Below are 16,977 nucleotides of genomic sequence, written 5' to 3'. Positions count from 1 at the left end.
GCTCTACCGAGGCACCACGTTGACAGCAAACATCGGTTCCCATGCCCATGCCGGAGACCCCCATTCGGGGGTACGGCCGCGCACCTACCTCAGTCCTCCTGCACGGGCGGCGGGCCTTCCCGATGTTTAGGTTATTGATGTGCTAGAATGAGAGAGGTTAAGCTATACATATCTCTCATCTAGAACAAAGGTAAAGCATCTTATATGAGCATACAGACTGTCCCCACACTCCGCAAAGCCACCACTGAAGACCTTGAGGCCCTCGTGCGCCTGCGCCTGGACTTCCTGCGCGAGACGCGCAAAGTTAAGGACGAAGCCATCTTCTCCGCCCTGGAGGGAGAGTGCCGCAGATACTTCCTGGCAAAGATCGCCGACGAAAGCTACCATAGCTGGGTCGCCGAGGCCGAGGGCGAGATCGTCGCGTGTGGCGGCCTCATCTTCATCGAGAAGCCACCCTCGCCCAGGCACTTCTCCGGCAAAGAGGCCCTCATCTTGAACATGTACACCACTCCCACCTGGCGCAAACACGGCCTCGCCACGCGCATTCTGCAAGACATGCTCGCCTTCATCAAGACAACCAATGCGCACCGCATTTGTCTCTATGCCACTCAAGACGGCCAGCCCGTCTACGAAAAGCTCGGCTTCTTCATCAAACACAACCACGTCCCCGAGATGGAACTCATCTGGGAATGAGCAAATAATAGAGGCCATGCTCATGGCAAGCCATAAGCGTGGCCTCTATGGATATTTCACACACTCACCCTTCTGTTATCGCGCCAAAAAAAGAGCATCCCGCCACCTGAGTAGGTGACGGGATAGTCTTTGTTTTTTGTTTGGACAAGCGACTTAGCGGCTGCGACGCTGACGGCGCTTGGAGCTCTCCGCCTTGCGTTTGCGCCTCTCCTGGGGGCTTTCGTAGAATCTGCGTCTACGTGCCTCTGCCAGGGTACCCGCCTGTTGCACTTTACGTGAGAAGCGTTTAAGGGCAAACTCGAAGGAATCGTCTGGTCCTACAATAACTTGACTCATCAGGCTTACCAGCGCGATCTACCGCGGCTGCTGCCGCCAGAGGAACGCTGCTGAGAAGAAGGCTGCGCCTGATAGCAATCACGGCAGTAGACAGGACGATCAGCGCGAGGCTGGAAAGGAACCTGGGCTTCGTTACCACAACTCGCACAAACGGTTGTGTACATCTGGCGAGGCTCACGCTGCTGGTAACCGCCGCCACCCTGAGACCCGAAGCTGTCACGACGACCACCAGACTGTCTGCGCGCGGAACGGCAAGAAGGACAACGTGTGGGGGTGTTGGTCAAACCACGGCTAGCGAAAAATTCCTGCTCTCCAACGGTGAAAATGAATTCCTGATTGCAGTCGCGGCAATACAGTACCTGGTCACTTAAAGACATGTGTTACTCTCAATTCTAAACAAAGGGAAAGTTTCCCGATAAACTAATCTCTGTATCGCGCGCGCAGCTTCAAAACAAGGGTCTCATAACAGAAGGTCATCTCGAATTTGAGCAACTATGCACCAATACAGTGTCTGGTGACAGTATAACATAAAAAATCTTACATTGCTACGTTTTTAAGAGACTTTCGTAGCCACTGAAAGAAAAATCATGTGTTGTGTCTCGCTTATCTTGTTCGGCAAGGGGCCGTAAAAACTTAAGCACAACGTTATAAATGGTGTGATGCAGGATGACAGCCGCAGGCTGTCATCCTGCATCACACCATTTGCAGGCAAAAGCACCTAGTAGCCGCATACCATGTGCCCTTTAGAGTAGCCAGTAGCGGGCCTTACCCCTCATTAAGGTGAGGGAAGAGGCGCTCAAGCAGTTGTTGGCGCTCTTGCAGGCGACTCTGGGCGGTCGAGACCATGCGCTCGGGCAGGGTGGTGCTCAGTTCTTCGGGCTGCTGGTAGAAGAAGGGGGGACGATAGACCCAGGGTTGGGCAAAGAGAGCGCTACCACGCAGGGCCTGGCTATCCGCCCGCGCCGAGGCGAAAGGGATGATGGGTGTCTGCCCGCGCTGGGAGAGTGTGATCAATTCGGGCGCAATCTCGGGACCGCCGATATCAGCTATGACAAAACCAACGACGCTTGCCAGGCGCTGGAGCATCTCCCAGGCTTTCTCACCCTGCGCGGCACTCAGCTCCACCAGGATAGGTTGATAGTCTAGTTCACGCAGGCGGGCGGCGATGCTCTGTGCCTCCTCATAACCACCATCACGCCGCGCCAGGACAAGCACACCTTTAGGCATGGCACAGCCAAAGGCGACCCGAGAGTGCGTCTGCTTGAGCAGGAGATAGAGCATCTGGCCCGTCTCCAGGTCGTCCACGGTAATCACCGGCTCATGCGCGGAGGCATTGGTAATGATCAACTCCTGCTGGCGCGCCCCCTCCAGTTGAATGTCCCAGGCGTTAATGCCATAGACCAGGCAGTGAGCCAGCATAGCCTCGCGTAGATCGCTCTGCACAAGATTAGCGTTGCTCAGATCGACGCGTTCCAGCGTGGCCCCGCGCAGCTTTGTGCCAATCAGGCTGGCCTTGCTCAAGGTCGTTCCGCGCAGAATGGCCTTGGAGAGATCGGTCTCATCGAGAATACTATTATGCAGGTTGGCGTTGGAGAGGTCGGCCTCGCTCAGGTTAGCCTGGTCCAGCAGGCCATCGCTCAGGTTGGCGCCAGTAAAATTGGCTTTATGAGCCACGGCGTCCTTGAGATCGATGCCCTCCAAGATAGCGCCTGCCAGGTTCGCCCCGCTCAGGTCGGTGTGATGCATCCGGGCCATGGAGAGGTTCGCCTTGCGCAGGTCTGCCTGGCAGAGATTGGCCTCGTGAAGCGTGGTGTCAAAGAGGTTAGCCCCCGCGAGAGTGGCGCGATAGAGAATAACTCGTTGCAAATCGGCCTTGTGAAGGGTGGCTCCACTCAGATTGGCCCCTGTCATGTTGGCCTCGCGGATGCTTGCCTCGCTTAGATCGGCCTTGAAGAGGCTTGTGCGGTAGAAGACGGCATTTTCGAGGCGCGCCCCTTGCAATGATGCACGCACAAGATTGGCCCCGCTAAAATTTGTGTGGCTCAGGTCGGCCCCCATCAGGTCGATCTCCCAGAGCGTGGCCTCACTCAGGTCCGGCTTGATTCCCGGTGCCTGCTCGCGCCACGCATTCCACGCCTCAACGCCCTGGCGCAGAATATCTAAATGTTGCTGGTTTGCCATTGCCCTTGCCCCCCTCCAGGCGATAATGTGGTAATCAAAAGATCTGCTTGTATTGTCAATATTGTAAGACATGCCGCGCGTAAACAACAGCCTCAGTCTCAAGACTCTATCCTCTACAAAGCATAAACGTACAAGCAGCCAAATTCTCTCAAATGAAATCTGCTTCTACGTAGCATAAATTCGTTTAGAGAAGACCGGTATAAGACAAAAAAGCGCATACTGACGTATATACCATTTCCTCTTCTGTCAACCGCCTCGGCTCGCTACGCGAGCCTCAGGGGTAAGGGATGTGCGTGGAAAAACGGCTTTGCCGTTTTTCCACGCACATCCCTTACCCCTGAGCACCGCAGGCGCGAAGGCTCTCCTGAGAAGCAGGAACATTCCCGTGTTGTCCGGAATTGAAAAGTCCAGACTACTCAGTAAAGAATGTCTTCTCATGGCCTTCATCAGGGCTAATTTTCATGGAAGGAGATTGGGAGATCATAGAAAGGGCCTTCCCCTATACTTCTATCAAACAACAGTATTTGCTAGATTTCGGTTGGAGGGAGTTCTCATGATTGACATGACCGTGACGAGTCGAGAAGCGCACGCGACCCGTATTCAGGCTGACCCCGAGGCGATGAATATCAGCGATTCCACCCATTTCTATCGCTATGAGATCGGGCAGGTAGAGCTGCTCTCAAAAGATGAGGTCACCGACCTGGCTCAACGCATTGAGAAGGCTCAGGCTAACATTAGAAAACAGCGCGGTCTTTCACGCTCGGCACGCCTGGACGACAATGAAGCTCAGGAAGCTAAACGCCAGCTCATTGAGGCCAACTTGCGTCTCGTCATGCACATCGCCAGGAAATACAGAGGCTTTGGCGTCGACCTGATGGACCTCATCCAGGAAGGCAATCTCGGGCTTATGCACGCCGTCGATAAGTTCGACTATAAGAAGGGCTATCGCTTCAGCACCTATGCTACCTGGTGGATCCGCCAGTACATTACACGCGCGCTCTCGGAGCAGGCTCACATGATCCGTGTGCCACTGTATAAGATTGAAGAGATCAAACGCCTGGGGCGGGTAAAACGCAAGATGCAGCAGGGAGAGACGGGCGAGCCTACGCTCGAAGAGCTGGCCATCCAGATGGAGATCAGTGTCCCCGAGGTCATTGCCCTGCTCTCAACGAACCAGGAGACCATCAGCCTGGATATGCCGCGTAAAGGAGGTGACGACGAGATTTCGTTAAGCGAGGTATTAGAGGATGATCCGATCTATTCGCCCGAGCGCGTGGTCCTCACCCAGACCCTACAGGAACAGGTTCAGGATATTTTGAATTGTCTGACACCCCGAGAAAAGAAAGTGCTTCAACTACGGTTTGGGTTAAACGGGAACGGTGAGCATAGCTTAACGGAGACGGGAAAGAAAATGGGCTTAAGCCACGAGGCTGTACGCCAGATGGAGTTTCGCGCACTAAAAAAACTGGGGCATCCTTGCCGAGACCGCAGGCTCCAGGACTTCTTGGGGTGACTTAGCGAAGGGACGATACATTGAGTCACTACGACGATGGGGAGTAGAGGTTATCCCCAACCTCTACAGTTTTTCTGACACCACCCGAGAGAGAGCATATGTAGCGAGCGATCCGACGCCAAAGGGTCGCCCGCTTTTTTATTCCTCACACTTCCACACCAATATTGACCCGATTTTTTTATCACTCACTCTTCGGGGTAGGCTTCGAGTTCGCGGGCGTAGGTGTAGAGGATAGCCGGGTCCATACGCAGGAAAACGCCCTCTCCCCAATCGCTCACGCCCTGACCACTGCACTCGCGCATACAGGTCTCTACCTCGGCAAAGGTTGCCTGGTCGGGCCAGATGATGGTGGCGTTGCCATGGGCGATAACAGCAAGCTCATTCCCTTGATAGAGGGTAAAGCTCACACCAGGCCGATTTACCACGTGCCGGGTACGGGTCGCGCTCTCCAGCGTAGGAATATAGAAATAGCCGTGAATCAGCAGAGCTCCTATGGGAGAGACGCGCGGCTCCCCCTTCTTCGTCACTGTAGCAAAAGCGACCGTCTGTGGCTCCCGCCATAGATGGACAAGCTGGCGAGCAGAGAGTGAGTGCTCTGGCATCTGGAGTGACTCCCGCACGAACGCCCCCGCTTGCTCTATACTTTTCTCCATCAACGTTTGCAGATGCTCAAGGTCTTCTTCCGTCTCATGCATACTACGCTTCCTTCCAGGCCCCAGGAAAACAAACTTACTCCACATAAAACTTAATCTACTTTCAACAGCAACAAACCATTATCGTATAATGAGCACAGTGAACACAAGCACAACAGCAGAGAAAAGGCAGCATATGCCAGAGGACATATACTCGCTTATCGAAAACATAGAAGAAGATCCAACCCAATGGCGCCTCCTCCTACAAACAGATACAGATAATGAAGCAGCTATGGCAGGCTCGAAAACTGCCCCCCTGGCGAAACTATCCTGTAATTTTGGAAAACCCTTGTGTAGATATATTTCATCCTACTATGCTATAATACAGCTATTGGTACATTCGTTCGCTGCTCTCAGTAGAGAGTAGCCAGGAAGCCAGAGACATGATAAGGAGGTCTTATGGCACAAGAGGTAGACACCATTGTAGATATTCCCGAGAACCGGGTTAAATTCTTTGGTGGACGGGGGAAAATGTTACTTCCAAGTCCCGCGGCACTGGAGGCGTTAATCCAGCAGATACCAGAGCAGCAGCTTATAACAACGGATCTCTTGCGCAAAAAGCTCACAGAACAATTCCAGGTCCAGGGTACCTGTCCCGTGACTATGAGAAAATCCCTTCAGGCCCTTGCGCGAGACACAAGCAAGCATGTCGCCTACTGGCGTGTTATCAATGCCAATGGTAACCTCATTGTAAACTTTCCCGGCGGTGTAGAGAGCCAGGCCAGAATTTTAGCGGAGGAAGGCATCTCCATTGATACACAGGGCAAAACTCCGAAGGTAAAAGAACTCACCAGGCACCTGGCCCGTTTCGCTTAATCCCCAGGCCATCTCCTGGATTAGCAATATCTACTCTTTTACGTATACGTATGTGTGTACAATGTCGTAATCACAAATGAGGTCAAGGGACGCGGGCAACAATGACGCTGATGTTATCGACGCCGCCTCCAATGAGGGCAGCCTTGGTGAGGGCATCACTGGCGGTGACGGCATTGGGATATTGCTGGAGGAGGCGCGCGATCTCTGGATTGCGTACCATCTCCCACAGGCCATCTGAACAGAGCAGGAGCCGATCCTGGGAGAGCAGATTAAGCATAAACCAGTCAACTTCGATATGCTCATCCTGGCCCAGGCTGCGATAGACCTTATTGCGCTCGGGATGGGTATAGACCTGTTCTGGCGTAATCTCGCCGAAGGCGACCAGCGTGGCTACGACCGAGTGATCACGTGTAACCTGCTTGAGACCGAAGCCCTCGCGGTAGAGGTAAGTACGGCTATCACCAACATTGACGATATAGGCCTTGAGACCTACCACCAGGGAGGCGGTCAGTGTCGTCCCCATATTCCCGTTTAGCTCGCGGCCACGCTGAATGATGGCACGATTGGCCCATTCTACTCCTCCAATGAGCATATCTATCAAGAACTCATCGCTAAGTTCCCTGCTCATCACAATATTCTGTAGCACGCTATGCATCATGCTCTGCATCGCCAGGCGACTGGCATCACGTCCATTGTCGTGTCCCCCCATACCATCGGCGACGACGAAGAGAGCAAAAGGCATCAACTGCTCTTCATAGGTACAGGTTCCCTGCAAAACCATCACACTATCCTCATTTGGCTTACTCATACGTACGACGCCACTATTCCAACCAATTCCCACCTCCAGAGGTTCTAACGTTGACGAACGCGAGGAGAGCGGATCCGTTGCAGAACGACCTGCGGGCCGCGTCGGAATCTCCGGCAACTCAACCATGGTCGCCACAGAGGGGGGAGCGGATCGATCTGGCAAAGAAGGGCGCGCCGAAGGGAATGGCGAGAGATTAAGCGCCAGATTACCCGTCTGCATTTGTGGTGTACGTTGCGGTAGACGTATACGTTGCATCTGTGCCGTCAGGCTCTCGCTCCCTCTATAAGGGGTAAGCTCCACCAGTCCCGGCAGAGACGCTGAGGGAACCTTCTGTATCGTGGGAGAAGTCGACATGGGCAGAGGCTGCCACTCTGCCTGTACGGAAGACATATCGGCTACAGGTCGAAATTGCAAATGATGGACTACCAGCCAGAGGGCAAACCAGAGCAGACCTCCCCAGGCAATAAACCAGAAGAGAGATGCCAGGACCAGCACGACGAGCGTCGCCTGGTACATCATCTCCCGCCAGTGCATGGACCAGCTGAGAAGCGCCTGAAGGCAGAGCGACCAGGTACGCGGAGGAAAGCCACCCAGCAGCACAAACGATATAGGTAACAGCACCAGTACACACCAGGCGCACCTGCGTAACTTTACATGGAGATCGTAAGCGGCTTTCAGCTCCTCCAACATCGCGCGAAATCCCTTCCAGAACAAATAAAGAGCAAGACCTTCAGCAGCAAGTAACAAATACCTGACGAACAGGCAGAGAAGGCAAAAACGAAAAGGCTTTGAAACTATAAGAAATTTTATAAGATCGCGGGAGTGGGTTCCTCCTGCTCCATCGCCTGCACATATAGCTCACACACTACGAGATTCGCCTCATCTGCACCTACATGGCGTGCCAGAGCGCCCTGAAACGAGCCCACGCGCTCCATGCGAGCATTAATAAAGCCATGGCGTGCCACACCAAGCGCCACCTCGGATAACGCGCGCCTCATCGCCAGCATCTCCTGCTCAATCTGCTGGCGTAAGAGCGCGACCTCGCTTGTGTTCATTCCCATGTCCTTTCTCGCTCAAGAACAAACGCATCTTATTATTAAGAACAGCTGACTACTGACTACTGGTGTCGCCCTATCCCAGGCCTTGCACCCGGTAGACACAGAAATACATGCTAACCTTTTCTGAGATTAAGTATAAGAATGACACTTAGCTCGATCTCCCAATATCCTCCTGCCACGCTCCACCCCTATCCTGGAGAAAGTATAAGAGAGAGCCCGCTCCTACACCTCTAACGCCCTCAAGCATAACAAGCTCTAGCACACATATAAGAGTCTTATACCTGTCTTATAATAGAACTTCATAGTCCCAGAATTTAGTGCTGGCCACTTTCTTCTTCAGACATCACAAACAGGCCATCTAGGCTCTTTACTCGGTAAACGTAGACGTAGACGTAGACAAAAATCATAGCATCATCCTATGAGCGCTTCATTCAAAGACTATAAGAATAGCCGGCATTTAAGTAGCTCTTATCTCCTCAATCAGCAAAACATTTAGCGTTACAGAAAGATGTAAACGCACTTGTTTACGTTTACGTTTACGAGTATGCGCAACCAGTAGCTCAACATAAAAGGGAAATACCTAGGATTATGCCAGGGCCAGGAGAAGGGCGTCAGAATAGCTCAGCGTAAGCGAGGACGTTGATGCATACGCTAACGTCCTCGCTTACAACAACATTTTCGTGTGCATACACGTTATTGTTTGTGAACACATCTCTGTATCTGGTTACGCATATGTCTTTGTTTGTGTAAACGTATACGTTTACACAAACAAAGACATATGCGTTTATGCTTACAAGTACACTTACACAGATGTTTCCATTTACAGTAACGACTACAATGACGATAACGACTATGTAAATGAATATACTTCCATATAAACCTACGTAAACGCAAACACAAGCGTAAACGTGTACGTTGCTGTTTGCGTTTACATTTGTGTTTACAGAACCAGTTTCGTAAATGTGTGCGATTACAAAAACGAATGCATAGACGCATATGTTTCTGTTGCCAGACGCGTTTACAAGTACAGAAACAAATACATCTTCGCTTACAGCTACAGCTATGTTTACAGCTACAGAAACAATTGCATATACGTACACGTGTACGATCTCGTACACGAAAACAAGTACAGAGACGACAACAGTTATGTTGCTATCAACGTTGTCGTTGCTGGATGCGTCATCGTAGCCAAAAGCGTAGTCGATGACAGAGACCTATACGTTTATGAGCTCGCAGCATAAAATTATCAAATAAAATGCCTTCACATCTGTATACAACTACATATATGTGTACGTACACGTTTGCAAGATAATTAGTGGTTTATTCAACAATGAGAAAGAACGTACACGTGTACGGTTACAGCATCATACACAAAAATGCTTACGTAGACATTTTTGTGGCTTCGAGCAGTCTACGTAAGCATTTAAAAGGGGGCATTGGAAGCTAACCGCGATATTTACGCAAGAGGTCCGCGATTGCTTCGTTGAGGAGAGCCGTCTTAGGGAGTTCGCTCTCATAGGCCAGTTCATCAAAGGCCTGCTTCAGGCGTTTATCGATCCAGAGAGTGATACGCTCATGGGTTCGCTCAAAAGTTTGGGCACCGCGCCGTCGCCGCAACGAACCTCGAGCAGAAAACTCAGTCGTCTCTAGAAGTTCGCCCGTTCGATGCTCAAACGACTCAGACAGGGCAGGCAAGGGCGCCGTCGATTGAGATGGTAAGAACTGGGAAGATGAAGATGGATAATCGCCGATCTCTGCCTGGGTATACCCAAGGGGACCCGACATGCTTCTAGCATCCTGAGTATAGCCAGGAGCAGTAGATATATTTCTATTATAAGGAGCGGTTTGGCGCTCTGGTACCTGCTCGCTATAGGCAGTTGGCTCAAGAGGCCGCTGCTGGCGCTCATACATAGGACGTCGCTCCTCAGTAGCATAGGCTGACGCTGGCAACTGAGTTGGTGGTGGCGGAGCCGGAAACTGAGGCACCTGCGCTTGCTCAAGGCGTGCCTCTTTAGGCCGGGTTTGGCGTTTCTGAGCAGGCGCTTGCTGCTCTGGCTGAGATGTATACGTATACGGAGCCGCATATGTTTGTGTCTGCGTCGATGCCTGGGATTGGGCAGACATTGCGCTAAAAGCTGGCTCCCTGGTGGGAACTTCAACTTCTGCCTCTGCCTCATCTTCCTCAACGTGAGAATGGATAGTACTCCGCGACACTTCAGGTGAGGGAAGCTGTTGTTCTTGAGGCTGCTCCTCGCGGATCCTGGTGGTCTGCACAGGAGCAGAAACAACATCCTCTACCTGCGATCCAGATTGAGAAGGGGGAGAAGCCGACTTCTCGGCAGAGCTTCTGCGAGAAGGCTTCTCCACTACTTGCTCAGGCTCTGGCTTTTGTTCAGCGGCAGGCGAGGGACGCAGCAAGGGATTAATAAATTTCTTAGGCTCCTTCGGCACGATGTAAAACCTCCTGTACAAGTTTGCTATATGCCTGGGCGCCCGTGCTGGCAGGGGCATAATCGAAGAGGCAGGCGATCTGATTATGGGCTTCTTCTACCTTAATATTACGAGGGATAACCGTATCAAAAACCTTGCCAGCAAAGTGATCGCGAACAGCCGCCAACACATCGGTACTCAAGCGCGTGTGATCATCGAGGTTAGCCACCACACCAAAGATAGGCAGCTCCACATCCAGGTTCTCACGCAGCTCCTGCATGGTGCTTTCCAGAATACCAATACCGATCAAGGCATAGGTGGTAAGGGCAATTGGAATGATCACATCGGTACAGGCCATGAAGGCATTTACCGTCAACACACCCAGGTTAGGTGGCGTATCAATCAGGATATAATCAAAGTCCTTGACAGAGGAGAGCGCGCGCGCCAGTTTGCGCTCTCTACCCGCGGCCGAAGCCATCAAGAGATCGGCGGCACTCAGATTGATGGAACTGGGCACCAGGAAGAGATTCTCATGCTGTGTAGGCACAATGGCATCGCTCATCTTTACGCCATTGATCAAGACATCAAAGAGGGTTGGCTCCTGATCCAGGTGCCCCAGGAGGCTATAGGTACTATTGCTCTGAGCGTCAGTATCAATAATAAGCACACGCCGCCCGGCCCGCGCCAGGCCATATCCCAGGTTGACCGTAGTGGTCGTCTTGGTCACGCCTCCCTTATTGTTCGCAAGGCTAATGATCTTCAAGGCACACTCCTTTTAACGAAATAACTAATAAATATAGTGGTGATGCCTGCTTTCTTCAGCGACATTCAGCTCACGTTTACGTCTACGTTTGTGTCGGCGTATACTATGATGTTTACCACAGAAAACGCCTATTCCTCCACATTGTAACATATGTCATTCTGTTTGTGTATCAGAAAAAAGGCTTAAAATGAGCTATAAGGCATATTACACAAACGTATACGTCACGTACACGTAGACGTCTATGTGTGAGATGTAATCTGGTGGAAAGGTACTTAAGCCTGTGCATCCTTTGGCTTGCGTGAACGTCCCTTGCGCCACCCGCGACCTGGGCGATGTTGGGCCGCCTCAACGGCATATCTGGGCACCAGGCGAATGCCACTACCGGGGACCCCACGCACACGACCAACAGTCAGCAGTTGTGCGATTTCATCGCGAGTGGCAAAACGCGAGGGTAGAGCACCACTCTCAATAAGCGCGTGTACGCGGCCTGCCTTCACCCCAAGCAAGACCGCAGCCTCTGACACCACTAGCATATCTTCAAATACATCCTGGCTGGCAACTTCAGTGGTTGTTCGCATTACGTTCATGACGCACCCCATTTTTAGCTAGCGAGACAATAAAAAGAACCTTGCTTCTTTTTATCACCAAACTGCAAACACAGGCAATAATCATCAAGGGGCAAGTCTAATCTTCTTCGCTCTCCACCAGCATATAGTCGCTCTGGGTATTCGAGGTGGGGAGAGGAATCCTGGTGCTCACATCGAAGTCCTGAAAACGCGTCTGGCTGCGATTAAACGAGAGACATACCTCTCCCGTGGGACCATTACGATGCTTGGCGATAATAATGTCAGCCAGGCCTCCTCGCTCGGTATTGGGATTGTAGACCTCATCACGATAGATAAACAGCACAATATCAGCATTCTGCTCCAGGCCGCCAGATTCACGCAAGTCGGAGAGCATTGGTATCTTTGATTGACGCGACTCGACGGCACGCGAGAGCTGAGACAGGGCAATGATGGGAATATTGAGTTCACGCGCCAGCACCTTCAACTGGCGGCTCATCTCATCAACCACCTGGACGCGATTCTCGGCGCGTCTCTCGGAGGCGGGGGGCTGCATAAGTTGGAGATAGTCGACAATCAGAAGATCTAGCCCACCATACTCAGACATCCACTGGCGAGCTTTACTGCTCAACTGTGAAACCGAGATGCCAGCCGTATCGTCTATGAGAATGCTGGCACTGGAGAGTGAAGCCATAGAGGACTCCAGTAAGTTCCAATCCTCGTCATACAGATCACCCGTACGCAGGCGCTGTTGATCAATCTGTGCGTCCATAGAGATCAGGCGCTGCACTAACTGCTCAGAACTCATCTCCAGGCTAAATATGCCCACGATGCTCTTACTCAGCAGAGCTGTGTTATACGCCAGGCTCAAAGCGAAGCTTGTTTTTCCCACAGCGGGCCTGGCCGCTAGAATAATCAGGTCAGAACGTTGTAAGCCTCCCAGGATACGATCCAGGTCAGAAAAGCCCGTAGGAACGCCTACAAGCGCTCCCTGGCGTTCTGAAAGGGTTGAAAGCCTCTCCATATAGTTTGTGATCACATCGCGGATGTGATGGCTCTGAGCGCGTTTATGGGCATATCCCTGGCGCACGGCGAAAAGGGTTTGTTCCGCCTGCTCAAGGGCCGCCTCTGCATTCTCCTCGCCATAGGCTGTTGCCACAATCTGGCTACCGGCATGGATTAAGCGGCGCAACAAGGCCATTTGCTCAACAATGCGCGCGTAGTACTCGGCGTTTCCGCTGGTAGGAACCTGGTTAATCAACGCAATAACATAATCTTCACCGCCAGCCTCCTCAAGCTTATTACGGCGCTCAAGCTCATGGCAGACTGTGACAAAATCGGCTGGCTCATGTCGATCGTAGAGTGTGACAACCGCTTCATAGATCAGGCGATGCCCATCACGATAAAAATCATCCACACGCAGAAAACTGGTTATATTCGCGATTGCCTCGGGGTCAATAAGCAGGCTACCAAGGACGCCAGCCTCTGCCTCGGTATTCTGAGGTAAAAGACGCTCCATCACACTCCTCCTAGCGTAAATCGATACCGGGCAGTTCATAAAAGCAACACAGTCCATTTATCCGTGAAAAAATAGCATCACCAAACTGGCAACGCAATTGCTCATTATCCAACTCAGTCGTAACCAATGTAGTTAACCTGGCATTATAACGAGCATCAAAGACATCCAGCAGAATACGGCGTATGGAGTAAGGAGCAGGATCCATTGATTGAGCATCTCCCAGATTATCCAGAAACAAGAGAGGTGTATGTTGTAGGGTATAAAGCATTTGCTCCTCTTGCTCTGAATGCTGGATAAGAGAGAGCAAGATCGGAGTATTGAGAGCGAGCATATAGTGGCCAGTTTGTTGCAAAGCAGTTCTCATACTTAAAATCAAGCTTGTTTTCCCTACTCCCGGATACCCCTGAATACCTATCCCTTTGTGAGGAGGATCCACTTCATCTATTGTCTCTATAAAAACCTGGGCCATATCTTTTACCGTCTTTCGTTCAGTCACAAGCGAGAGATAATCATCTCTACCGAAAAAAAGTGGGGTTATGAACTCAACAGGCCAATTTTCAAACGTATGTTCCTCTGGAAGGGAGGGTAACAACGCCTTTTCAAGGAGTCGACAAGCATAGGTGTATCTTTCAAGCTTATCCCTATGAATAAATTCTTCCCGTTGGCGCTCAATACGTTGGCTATAGCGTACGCCTAGTTCGCAATCACAAAACTCGGGAGGAGCAAAAAAGCCACGCATCACGCGCACAACGGGAAGCTCCATCCCATTGACACCTAGCGGCACCCCTTGATGAGTACAACCAATACATTCACCATTATTGTGACGTATAAGCATTCGCTGTTGGAGAGAACTACGTTTCTGTTCTGGTATGGAGGCTATATGTTCAGCAAAGGCTTTGCTGCGCTTTCCTGGTATGTGGCTGGGTTTTTGGTAGTTGGGCGAGCGTTTACTCTGGAAATCAAATGTCATCCTTTTCCTCCCCCTGCAACATCGCATCAATCGAACATAAATTCAAATCGCGTCGATTGTACACGAAATTTCGCGAAAGGGTAATAAAAATCGTATTAAAAACTCATCAATGCTTATTCAGGTTTTTTCGCGATGCCCCTGGTACATAAAGGTTGCCCTTAGCAAATTTGGTGCGAAATCTAGTCTGGCCATTCTGACGTACCTGGGTATGATCGCTTTGCATAGGGAGTTGCTGTTGATTAGGATGCTGAAACAGTGAACCTCGCCTTGTGTTATTCCTAGGATTGATCAAACAATCATACATTTGTTCACAGGTAAACTGCTTGAGAAAATCTATATCTGCCTGGCTGACTACTAACTGTTTGTTCCAAATCTTGGTGCAATTGCTGGTGAAGAAAGCTCCAGGCTTTTTAATGGAGTGGCCACTGGCAGCTAACATGCACTGCAGGGAGTAAATAAAACCTGCCACAATTGTGGTAGTGTCCATCTCTTCAAACAAGCTATTGTATTTACTTGCTTGCTGACGACCTTCATCAAAGATTTCAGCAAAAAACTTTTGTAGCTCCATACGTAACGTAACGTTAGTATTATTTTTATTTAAAATATTATTAAATAACTTACTTACGTCTAACGTTACGTATAGCTCTGCAAACTCTTGAGAGTAAAAGTTCAAGTCTACCAGCATTTTACCAGTCTGAGCTTCAGAGTCTACTGAGGGAATGTTCTGGGCGGTAGACTTTATCTTGGTAGACTCTAGCTCTCTATCGGCCTGTGAAGCTGGCTCAATCGGCAAGTCTACCAATGTGGGTAGACTCTCCAGCGACTCCGGCATTGGGGTATCAAAGTCTACCTGAGTGGGGAATGAGTCTACCACAGCCATCTCTTCAGTCTCTAATGAGTCTACCCGAGATGGGAATGAGTCTACTTGTTCTGGTTGTGAGTCTACCGCCTTTGAATGGGTAGACTTCAAGAATGTGCTGTGTATTGGTGAGCGTGGGATCAAGGCACCAATCATGGATGGCTTCTTGGAAGTTTTCTGCTTTTGAGCAGGATAGGGAGACTTTCTGGAGTCTCCCTGCCTGTGCAATGTTGACTCTGGTGCGCTCTCAGCCGTTTTTTCAGGAGAAAGTCTACTCGATAGAAGAGACTCTTTCTCCGCTGGTGTCATCTGTATGGAGGAGTCTCCCTTTGGAGTAGACTCTGAAGGAGCACACTCTTGTGGAGCCTTTGAGGAGTCTACCACGAAAGTAGACTCCTGTTGCTTTGTCATATGTGGTGGTGGGGAGTCTACCGTGAAAGTAGACTTTTCATTCTTACTATCAATTTGTGACAAGCTGGAGTCTACCGCAAAGGGAGACTCCTCCTCTTCTTTTGTGGCAGGCAAAGGAGCGGAGTCTACTTTCGTGGTAGACTCCAGCTTGTCAGAAGAAGAAACTTCAGGGAAAAGTCTACCTTCAGTGGTAGACTCCAGTTCGTTAACCTTTGACTGAACGCCTGGTGCCGCGAGTCTACCTTGCTTGGAAGAGGAGACTTGTGCGGAAGGATAGGTTAGTAGCTTGCCAATGATCTCGCTTGAGATGCGCATGACCAGGCGCTGACGGCGCTCGACATCAATATTCTCCGTGCGCAGAATGTTATGCAGTCGCGTCAAGAGTTCTTGCTCTGGCGAGGGAGGGGTAATGCTAGAACCTGATGTGAGCGCGGTCGTAGATATGGCAACAACGTCGTAAATAAGACAACGCTCGCGTACGCGTTTGGCAAATTGCTGAACCTTGGGTCGGCTCTTGGTAAGCAGGCGATCTAGTTCATGTAACGAGCTGGGGGGGTCGTAGTGTTGTAGCGGGAAAAGCAGTTCAATCCGGTCAGACGAGCGACGCTTGATCAGCAGATCGAGCGCGCAAAACGTCACAACATACTTGTGGGTTGTGTCATAACCCCAATGAATACGTTGTGCCAGTTCGCGAATATTTTGCAGTGAAACGACCGCAAACGCGATAGGAGTTTGCGTTGAGGAGGTCGGGAGAGCCTCTTGTTTTACCACAGCCTGGGTCAGGAGCAGGGCAAGAAATTCAAGCCCCTTTAAGGGCTTAGCAAAGACTTTCTCCACGATATGGAAGATAGTGGGATTAACTTGTTGGATATCAACGCCTATGTTGCATATGGGTGCCTCCTCACAGTGACTGTGAGGACTTGTGATAGGTAACGTGCAGCCATCTCCATCGTTATGCGGCTGATGTGACGAATACGACTCGGTCATACAAACCCCCTAAAAACACTATCTACCAAAGACCTGGGAAGAGCCAGTAAAGCAGCAGGCGCCGTCGCCTGTTTGTTTATTTTTATTAGTGCTAATGAACCGGTTAGGTCATAAATTAGGTTGTGTAAATAAGCGAAGGCTAGAAAGCATCCAACCCTACGAACTTAAAAAAATTTTAACCATTGATCGACAAGCAAAGATAACTTTAGCCTGCCAATTTTCAACTCTTATGTAGAGAACATATTACACTCATAAAACGGATTTTACTAGTGGAGTAATACGCAAAAAAACACTTACTGGTGTCTGACCTCTGAGCTCAGTTTTGCACCTAACAATGGTGGGGTTTTCACCACACCCTGGTGGGGTTTTCACCTAACT

Annotated in this window: 16 protein-coding genes; 3 read left to right on the top strand and 13 right to left on the bottom strand. The window is 50.6% G+C overall.

Going from position 1 to position 16,977, the window contains the following annotated elements; translation table 11 throughout:
- The first annotated feature begins 204 nt into the window (after positions 1–204).
- Positions 205–693: a GNAT family N-acetyltransferase gene (locus KTE_RS43850; protein WP_201393392.1), complete on the top strand. Its 489-nt coding sequence runs from the start codon at positions 205–207 to the stop codon at positions 691–693.
- A gap of 153 nt (positions 694–846) precedes the next feature.
- Here the strand turns inward: KTE_RS43850 and rpsU are convergent, their stop codons facing one another.
- From rpsU to KTE_RS43835, 3 genes are all read right to left on the bottom strand, one after another.
- Entirely contained in the window at positions 847–1,029 is a 183-nt protein-coding gene (rpsU, locus tag KTE_RS43845) for a 30S ribosomal protein S21 (protein WP_007919684.1), read from the bottom strand.
- A gap of 5 nt (positions 1,030–1,034) precedes the next feature.
- A complete protein-coding gene (locus KTE_RS43840) occupies positions 1,035–1,406 on the bottom strand; it encodes a zinc-ribbon domain containing protein (RefSeq protein ID WP_201393390.1) in 372 nt (123 codons plus the stop codon).
- Positions 1,407–1,794: 388 nt separating this feature from the next.
- Positions 1,795–3,210, bottom strand: a complete 1,416-nt coding sequence (locus KTE_RS43835; protein ID WP_201393388.1) for a pentapeptide repeat-containing protein — start codon at positions 3,208–3,210, stop codon at positions 1,795–1,797.
- A gap of 553 nt (positions 3,211–3,763) precedes the next feature.
- On the opposite strand from KTE_RS43835, the gene KTE_RS43830 reads away from it, so the two are divergent.
- Complete coding sequence (locus tag KTE_RS43830; protein ID WP_201393386.1) at positions 3,764–4,723, top strand: RNA polymerase sigma factor RpoD/SigA; 960 nt, start codon at positions 3,764–3,766, stop codon at positions 4,721–4,723.
- A 185-nt stretch (positions 4,724–4,908) separates the two neighbouring features.
- On the opposite strand, the gene KTE_RS43825 is transcribed toward KTE_RS43830, so the two are convergent.
- Complete coding sequence (locus tag KTE_RS43825; protein ID WP_201393384.1) at positions 4,909–5,418, bottom strand: pyridoxamine 5'-phosphate oxidase family protein; 510 nt, start codon at positions 5,416–5,418, stop codon at positions 4,909–4,911.
- Between the two features lie 396 nt (positions 5,419–5,814).
- Here KTE_RS43825 and KTE_RS43820 point away from each other — a divergent pair, with 396 nt between their 5' ends.
- The gene (locus KTE_RS43820; protein ID WP_201393382.1) at positions 5,815–6,231 is read left to right on the top strand and encodes an MGMT family protein; all 417 of its coding nucleotides are present in this window, start codon (positions 5,815–5,817) and stop codon (positions 6,229–6,231) included.
- Positions 6,232–6,313: 82 nt separating this feature from the next.
- Here the strand turns inward: KTE_RS43820 and KTE_RS43815 are convergent, their stop codons facing one another.
- The 9 genes from KTE_RS43815 to KTE_RS43780 form a co-directional block, all read right to left on the bottom strand.
- Positions 6,314–7,729: a PP2C family serine/threonine-protein phosphatase gene (locus KTE_RS43815; RefSeq protein WP_201393380.1), complete on the bottom strand. Its 1,416-nt coding sequence runs from the start codon at positions 7,727–7,729 to the stop codon at positions 6,314–6,316.
- 116 nt (positions 7,730–7,845) lie between these two features.
- Positions 7,846–8,094: a hypothetical protein gene (locus KTE_RS43810; RefSeq protein WP_201393378.1), complete on the bottom strand. Its 249-nt coding sequence runs from the start codon at positions 8,092–8,094 to the stop codon at positions 7,846–7,848.
- A gap of 614 nt (positions 8,095–8,708) precedes the next feature.
- Positions 8,709–9,197 (bottom strand): hypothetical protein, encoded by a 489-nt coding sequence (locus KTE_RS48550; RefSeq protein ID WP_236600996.1) that lies wholly within the window; start codon positions 9,195–9,197, stop codon positions 8,709–8,711.
- 343 nt (positions 9,198–9,540) lie between these two features.
- Entirely contained in the window at positions 9,541–10,548 is a 1,008-nt protein-coding gene (locus KTE_RS43805) for a hypothetical protein (RefSeq protein WP_201393376.1), read from the bottom strand.
- Entirely contained in the window at positions 10,532–11,290 is a 759-nt protein-coding gene (locus KTE_RS43800) for a ParA family protein (RefSeq protein WP_201393374.1), read from the bottom strand. Before KTE_RS43800 ends, KTE_RS43805 begins: the two co-directional genes overlap by 17 nt.
- Before the next feature lie 272 nt (positions 11,291–11,562).
- Positions 11,563–11,877: a hypothetical protein gene (locus KTE_RS43795; RefSeq protein ID WP_201393372.1), complete on the bottom strand. Its 315-nt coding sequence runs from the start codon at positions 11,875–11,877 to the stop codon at positions 11,563–11,565.
- 97 nt (positions 11,878–11,974) lie between these two features.
- Complete coding sequence (dnaB, locus tag KTE_RS43790; protein ID WP_201393370.1) at positions 11,975–13,372, bottom strand: replicative DNA helicase; 1,398 nt, start codon at positions 13,370–13,372, stop codon at positions 11,975–11,977.
- Between the two features lie 10 nt (positions 13,373–13,382).
- Positions 13,383–14,342: an ATP-binding protein gene (locus tag KTE_RS43785; RefSeq protein ID WP_201393368.1), complete on the bottom strand. Its 960-nt coding sequence runs from the start codon at positions 14,340–14,342 to the stop codon at positions 13,383–13,385.
- 106 nt (positions 14,343–14,448) lie between these two features.
- Complete coding sequence (locus tag KTE_RS43780) at positions 14,449–16,599, bottom strand: hypothetical protein (RefSeq protein WP_201393366.1); 2,151 nt, start codon at positions 16,597–16,599, stop codon at positions 14,449–14,451.
- Positions 16,600–16,977 lie beyond the last annotated feature (378 nt).

Origin of the sequence: Ktedonobacter sp. SOSP1-85, assembly GCF_016587415.1 — a bacterium.
Classification (GTDB): Bacteria; Chloroflexota; Ktedonobacteria; order Ktedonobacterales; family Ktedonobacteraceae; genus Ktedonobacter.
This window is presented reverse-complemented; position numbering and strand designations above follow the sequence as displayed.